Below are 6,231 nucleotides of genomic sequence, written 5' to 3'. Positions count from 1 at the left end.
AGCTCTTGCTAACCAGTTTCACCTTTGTGGGACTGCTCGCACTCGCCGGTTGTTCATTCCCCGGGGTTTACAAAATCGACATCCAGCAGGGCAATGTCGTCACGCAGGACATGATAGACCAGTTACGTCCGGGAATGACCCGAAAACAAGTACGGTTTATCATGGGCAACCCTCTGCTGACTGACACGTTCCATGCCGATCGCTGGGATTACCTGTACAGCCTGCAACCAGGGGGCGGTGAACGCCAACAGGAACGCATTAGCGTCATCTTCAACCCAAATGACCAGCTTGTCAGCCTCTCTGGTGATTTCATGCCAGGCGTGAGCCGTGACGAAGCGATTCTCGGCAAAGACAGCGGCACAACCGTCACTGCACCGGCAGAGAACGTCGAGAAGCCAAAACCGGAAAAACCGGTGAAGCCGGGTTCGTTGCTGGATCAGATTCAAAAGGACGTCGACGGTGTAGAAACCGTTCCAGTCCCGACTCCAGAACCACTGGACACATCGCCGCAATAATTTGCGACGCAATAAAAAACCCGGCACGCCGGGTTTTTTTATTGCCAATAGCTTTTGCCGCTCACTGATTCCTGGCTTTGGCCTCAGCTGCCTTGGCGGCCCGAAGCCGTCGAACTTCCTTCGGGTCGGCAAGCAGTGGCCGGTAAATCTCTAATCGATCTCCCGACTGAACCACGCGAGTGTCGGCATCGGTGATTACCTTGCCAAAGATTCCAACCGGACATTCGCTCAGATTCAGCTCCGCAAACACCTGGCCGATCCCGGACTTCAACAATGCGGCGCGAACCGTCGTCCCCGCCTCAACGATTATCGGCATCAGAACCTGACGATCGACAGCGCCATACACCACTTCGACCTCGATATTTGCTTCAACCATATATTTGCTTGGCCCGTTGGCAGAAAGCATCTACCAGCGTATTGGCCGCCTGATTGAACAACGGCCCCAGGGTTGCGCGAATAATCGGGCCGGCATAATCAAACGACAGCTCCAGGCTGATCTTGCAGGCCTTCTCACCCAATGGCTTGAATGCCCAGACGCCGTGCAGTTGAGTAAATGGCCCCTCTTCAAGGTTCATTTCAATCGACTGACCAGGCACCAAGGTATTGCGCGTCACGAAATGCTGACTGAGCCCGCCCTTGGCCACTCCAACACTGGCGCGCATATGCTCGGGAGAACTCTCCAGGACTTCGGCCGTTGAGCACCACGGCAGGAATTCCGGATAACGCGCCACGTCGTTGACCAGGTCATAAAGTGCTTGCGCCGGATATGGCAGCAAAGCTGAACGTGAAATATGTGTCGTCATGTAAGCGTCATTTCCACAGCTGGGCGGCAAACACTACGAGGATGCCGAAGGGCGCCACATAGCGCATCAAGAACAAGGACAGAGCAAACAATGCAGGGTTGCGGATCGACAATTCGTCGCGCACCGCTTCCCGGCCCATCACCCAGCCCGCAAACACCACGAAACACAAACCACCGAGTGGCAACATGATCCGCGAAGTTAAGAAATCAATCACACCGAAGAAGTCGAGGCCACCCGCCGCCCCCCATTGGTAGAGGTGGAACAGGCCGCCTTCGTTCACGAAAAACTTGGCCTCCTTCCAGATATTGAAGGAAAACACAGTACCCAAACCGAAAAACCAACAAGTAAATGCCAGCCAGAACGTCACCCAGGCACGACTGACTTTCGTTCGCTCGACCAGATAAGCCACCATCGGCTCAAGCAAGGAAATCGCCGAGCTCCAGGCCGCCACCGCCACCAGCACGAAGAACACTACGCCCATCAATTGGCCGAGCGCTACGTTACCGAAGGCAAACGGCAGACTGACGAACATCAGGCCAGGACCCTCGCTCGGGTTAAGGCCCGCTGCAAACACAATCGGAAACAGCGCCAGACCAGCAACCAGCGATACGAAAGTATCGAGCAAGGCCACGCCGACAACAGTGCCGGATATCGACGAGTTCTTCGGCATGTAGGCACCGTAGATCATGATCGAACCGACGCCGACACTGAGGGAAAAGAAAGCGTGCCCCATCGCTGGCAGCAAGCCATCCATGACCTTTTCCGGATGGAAATCGAACATGAAGTGCACGCCTTCCATGAAATGCCCGGTAGTCATGCTGTAGCCCAGTAGCACCAGGATCATCACAAAAAGCAAAGGCATCATGATTCGCAAGCTGCGTTCAAGCCCGGCGACCACACCCTTGGCAATCACCACCGCCGACAACAGCATGAAAATCGTGTGCCAAAGTGTCAGCCGCCATGGATCAGCGATCACATTGCCAAAGTAAGCCCCCACCTGATCGGCTGTTGCGCCCTTAAAGTCGCCACGCCCCATGTCGATGATGTAATCCAGCGACCAGCCGCCGACGACACTATAGAAAGACAGGATCAGCAACGCCGTGATCATCCCGGCGAATGCTCCCCAGGACCATTTGGCCGAATGCCCAACCTCCAGCGCCAGCGCCTTCAAGGCGTTGGCCGGGCTCTGGCGAGCGCGCCGGCCAATCAGGGTTTCCGCGAGCATCACCGGCACACCGATCAGCGCGATACAGGCCAGGAACATAAGGACAAAAGCGCCGCCGCCGTAGACGCCGACCATGTAAGGGAATTTCCAGATACTACCCAACCCCACAGCCGAACCGGTCGCGGCGAGTATGAATACCCATCGACTAGCCCAACTGCCGTGGACAGAAACCTTGTCTGTCGACATCGATAACACGCCCGAGCGTTCAAAAAAGAGCGCGCATTGTCCGGGATTCAATCAACGTGCTCAAGCATGCAGCAACCCCGTAGCCGACTCGCGTGCAACTCCCTATAATGCCGCCCCTATGGCTAAACAGAAGAAACACCCAACAGGGACCATCGCGCAAAATAAAAAGGCGCGACACGATTACTTCATCGAGCATCGGTTCGAGGCTGGTCTGGTCCTGGCCGGCTGGGAAGTAAAAAGTTTGCGGGCAAGCAAGCTGCAACTGGTCGACAGTTACGTGCTGCTCAAGGATGGCGAAGCCTGGCTGCTCGGCAGTCACATCACGCCATTGACGACCGCCAGCACCCACGTCATCGCTGACCCGGTTCGTACTCGAAAATTGCTGCTCAACCGGCGCGAGCTCGAAAAGCTCGCTGCCGCCGTGCAGCAAAAGGGTTACGCTTGCGTATGCCTTTCCTGGTACTGGAGCAAGCACATGGTCAAGTGCGAAATCGCTCTGGGCAAGGGTAAGAAGGAATACGACAAGCGTGATACCGAGCGCGAACGCGACGCCGGGCGTGAGTTGCAGCGCGCTGTGCGGAACAAGGGCAAGGAAGATTAATTTTCCAGCCTGAATTTCTGGCACCAGCGAAAAGATCGTAGCCTTCGGCAGCTCCTACAGAAGCTACCGAACGCTGCGATCTTTTGCGTTTGAAACCCTTTACATCCCCTTGCGTCGTTCCGCTCGAGCCACGCGCTGCACTTCCTGACGCACCTCCTCCAGTACTTCCTGCACATACAAAATGTGCCGACTGGAAACTTCCCGCGCCTGCTCCGCTCGCCCTTCGATGATCGCCTGATACAACTCTCGATGCTGCGTGATCAACATGTCGCGGGTTTCAGTGCGCTGTTTGTACATGCCACCAATGTTGGTCACCACATTGCGCTTGAGCAAATCGAAAAGCCCACGAATGGTGTGCAGCAACACTGCGTTGTGACTGGCCTCGGCAATCGCCAGATGAAATTTCGCGTCTGCCGCCCCTTCTTCCGCCCGGCTCACTTCGTCTTGCCGCGAATAGCAGTCCTGCAATTCATCGAAAGCCGCAGTCAGGCGCTCGCGATCGACATCCGTGGCACGCAATGCGGCGTAATAGGCACAAGACGCTTCCAGGGTATGCCGGAACTCCAACAGATCGCGCTGAGCCTCCGGATTACTCTCCAGCAGAAGCAGCAATGGATCGCTGAATGTTGTGCCCAGCGACTCCACCACGTAATTGCCGCCACCCTGACGACTGACCAGCAACCCCTTGGCCGTCAGCTTTTGAATGGCTTCGCGCAACGAAGGACGCGATACGCCAAATTGCTCGGCTAACGCACGCTCAGCCGGCAAGCGCTCACCCGCCTTCAGCGTGCCCTCAAGGATCATGCCCTCAAGCTGCTCGACAATATCGTCAGACAAACGGCGCTGACGAATCTGATCAAACCCCATAACTCATCTTCTCCACGATCCGACGGCTCGCCGGCGCTCTATTCTGGCTGATTGGCGTCGCGCCAGCACCTGCCATACAGCACTTGCTCAAACACAGCGAACACCCCTTCGGGGCAGGTATTCGACAAAAGTTTTAGGGCGGCAAATTGACACACCGCCTACAAGGCTTTTACCCTAGCCAACAGCGATTGTAAATTGGTATTACCAATTATCCAAGAACGCTGATCAGCGCCTGACCAACAACAATTAGGGGCCACCCCATATGCAAACTTGGCAACAGCTCTACAGCCCTCTCGGCAGCCTCGGTTTATCCGCACTCGCGGCCGTCATTCCCATCGTGTTTTTCTTCCTGGCTCTGGCCGTGTTCCGTCTTAAGGGACATGTCGCCGGCAGCATCACGTTGGCCTTGTCGATCCTGGTGGCGATCTTTGCCTTCCAGATGCCGGTCGACATGGCATTCGCCGCCGCAGGGTATGGCTTTGCCTACGGCCTTTGGCCGATTGCCTGGATCATCGTGGCGGCCGTGTTCCTCTACAAACTGACGGTAAAGAGCGGTCAGTTCGAAGTGATCCGCAGCTCGGTGCTGTCGATTACCGACGACCAACGCCTGCAGGTGCTGCTCATCGGTTTCTGCTTCGGTGCCTTCCTGGAAGGTGCTGCCGGCTTTGGCGCTCCAGTAGCGATTACCGCCGCGCTGTTGGTCGGCCTTGGGTTTAACCCGCTGTACGCCGCCGGTCTGTGCCTGATCGCGAACACCGCACCTGTGGCCTTCGGCGCCCTGGGTATCCCGATCATTGTCGCCGGGCAAGTGACCGGTATCGACGCGTTCAAGATCGGCGCCATGGCTGGCCGCCAGCTGCCACTGCTGTCGCTGTTCGTACCATTCTGGCTGGTATTCATGATGGATGGCCTGCGTGGCGTTCGGGAAACCTGGCCTGCGGCACTGGTTGCCGGCCTGAGTTTCGCAGTGACCCAGTACTTCACTTCGAACTTCATTGGCCCGGAACTGCCGGACATCACCTCGGCGCTCGTCAGCCTGATCTCCCTGACGCTGTTCCTGAAAGTCTGGCAGCCTAAGCGCGCTGCCGGTCAGCACATCGTCGGCGCCGTCTCCGCCTCGGTAGTCGGTGAAAGCTCCGGCGGTTTCGGTCAAAAGCGCACCACCGTGGCTTCGCCCTACAGCCTTGGAGAAATCTTCAAAGCCTGGTCGCCGTTCCTGATCCTGACCGTGTTGGTCACCATCTGGACCTTGAAGCCGTTCAAGGCCATGTTCGCAGCCGGCGGCTCGATGTACAGCTTCGTGTTCAACTTTGCCATCCCGCATCTTGATCAAATGGTGATCAAGGTCGCGCCAATCGTGGCCAACCCGACCGCCATTCCAGCGGTGTTCAAGCTTGACCCGATTTCCGCGACCGGCACAGCGATCTTCTTCTCGGCGCTGATCTCGATGATGGTTCTGAAGATCAACATCAAAACTGGTCTGACCACTTTGAAAGAGACCTTCTACGAACTGCGCTGGCCGATCCTGTCCATCGGTATGGTGCTGGCCTTCGCCTTCGTCACCAACTACTCGGGCATGTCGTCGACCATGGCTCTGGTTCTGGCCGGCACTGGCGCAGCCTTCCCGTTCTTCTCGCCGTTCCTGGGTTGGTTGGGTGTGTTCCTGACCGGTTCCGATACCTCGTCCAACGCACTGTTCAGTTCGTTGCAAGCGACCACCGCACACCAGATCGGTGTCAATGACACCTTGCTGGTAGCGGCGAACACCAGTGGTGGCGTGACCGGCAAGATGATCTCGCCGCAATCGATCGCCGTGGCTTGCGCCGCGACTGGCCTGGTGGGCAAGGAATCGGACCTGTTCCGCTTCACCCTCAAACACAGCCTGTTCTTCGCCACGATCGTCGGCTTGATCACCCTGGCCCAGGCCTACTGGTTCACCGGCATGCTGGTGCACTAAGTACTACTCGCGACATAGAAAAAACCGACGCCGGACCACGATTCCGGCGTCAGCTATTCACCACCCGGTCTGTAAGG

At 57.0% G+C, this 6,231-nt stretch carries 7 protein-coding genes; 3 read left to right on the top strand and 4 right to left on the bottom strand.

The features are described from left to right. The coding region (locus tag ACRESJ_RS18380) for an outer membrane protein assembly factor BamE (RefSeq protein ID WP_431759152.1) at positions 1-515 on the top strand (515 nt) is incomplete at its 5' end. A 61-nt stretch (positions 516-576) separates the two neighbouring features. On the opposite strand, the gene ACRESJ_RS18375 is transcribed toward ACRESJ_RS18380, so the two are convergent. Genes ACRESJ_RS18375 through ACRESJ_RS18365 form a run of 3 tightly spaced genes read right to left on the bottom strand, consistent with a single transcriptional unit; the run spans position 577 to position 2,729 of the window. After that, entirely contained in the window at positions 577-891 is a 315-nt protein-coding gene (locus tag ACRESJ_RS18375) for an RnfH family protein (protein WP_431759151.1), read from the bottom strand. Further along, positions 884-1,318 carry a type II toxin-antitoxin system RatA family toxin gene (locus ACRESJ_RS18370; protein ID WP_431759150.1) on the bottom strand — a complete coding sequence of 145 codons (435 nt, stop codon included), beginning with the start codon at positions 1,316-1,318 and terminating at the stop codon, positions 884-886. Before ACRESJ_RS18370 ends, ACRESJ_RS18375 begins: the two co-directional genes overlap by 8 nt. Before the next feature lie 7 nt (positions 1,319-1,325). Further along, positions 1,326-2,729, bottom strand: a complete 1,404-nt coding sequence (locus ACRESJ_RS18365; protein WP_431759149.1) for a sodium-dependent transporter — start codon at positions 2,727-2,729, stop codon at positions 1,326-1,328. Between the two features lie 118 nt (positions 2,730-2,847). Here ACRESJ_RS18365 and smpB point away from each other — a divergent pair, with 118 nt between their 5' ends. Next, positions 2,848-3,330 carry an SsrA-binding protein SmpB gene (smpB, locus tag ACRESJ_RS18360; protein WP_008057382.1) on the top strand — a complete coding sequence of 161 codons (483 nt, stop codon included), beginning with the start codon at positions 2,848-2,850 and terminating at the stop codon, positions 3,328-3,330. Between the two features lie 99 nt (positions 3,331-3,429). Here smpB and ACRESJ_RS18355 read toward each other — a convergent pair whose 3' ends face one another. Beyond that, entirely contained in the window at positions 3,430-4,197 is a 768-nt protein-coding gene (locus ACRESJ_RS18355) for an FCD domain-containing protein (RefSeq protein ID WP_431759148.1), read from the bottom strand. Between the two features lie 262 nt (positions 4,198-4,459). On the opposite strand from ACRESJ_RS18355, the gene ACRESJ_RS18350 reads away from it, so the two are divergent. Further along, positions 4,460-6,154 carry a lactate permease LctP family transporter gene (locus ACRESJ_RS18350; RefSeq protein WP_431759147.1) on the top strand — a complete coding sequence of 565 codons (1,695 nt, stop codon included), beginning with the start codon at positions 4,460-4,462 and terminating at the stop codon, positions 6,152-6,154. The last annotated feature ends 77 nt before the right edge of the window (positions 6,155-6,231 follow it).

Source organism: Pseudomonas sp., assembly GCF_050739655.1.
Lineage (GTDB): Bacteria > Pseudomonadota > Gammaproteobacteria > Pseudomonadales > Pseudomonadaceae > Aquipseudomonas.
Note: the sequence above shows the minus strand (reverse complement) of the source record. Positions and strands in the feature narration are given on the sequence as shown.

Coding starts and splice junctions, on each gene's coding strand:
- ACRESJ_RS18375 (WP_431759151.1), bottom strand. CDS start 891: ATGGTTGAAGCAAATATCGAGGTCGAAGTGGTGTATGGCGCTGTCGAT.
- ACRESJ_RS18370 (WP_431759150.1), bottom strand. CDS start 1,318: ATGACGACACATATTTCACGTTCAGCTTTGCTGCCATATCCGGCGCAA.
- ACRESJ_RS18365 (WP_431759149.1), bottom strand. CDS start 2,729: ATGTCGACAGACAAGGTTTCTGTCCACGGCAGTTGGGCTAGTCGATGG.
- smpB (WP_008057382.1), top strand. CDS start 2,848: ATGGCTAAACAGAAGAAACACCCAACAGGGACCATCGCGCAAAATAAA.
- ACRESJ_RS18355 (WP_431759148.1), bottom strand. CDS start 4,197: ATGGGGTTTGATCAGATTCGTCAGCGCCGTTTGTCTGACGATATTGTC.
- ACRESJ_RS18350 (WP_431759147.1), top strand. CDS start 4,460: ATGCAAACTTGGCAACAGCTCTACAGCCCTCTCGGCAGCCTCGGTTTA.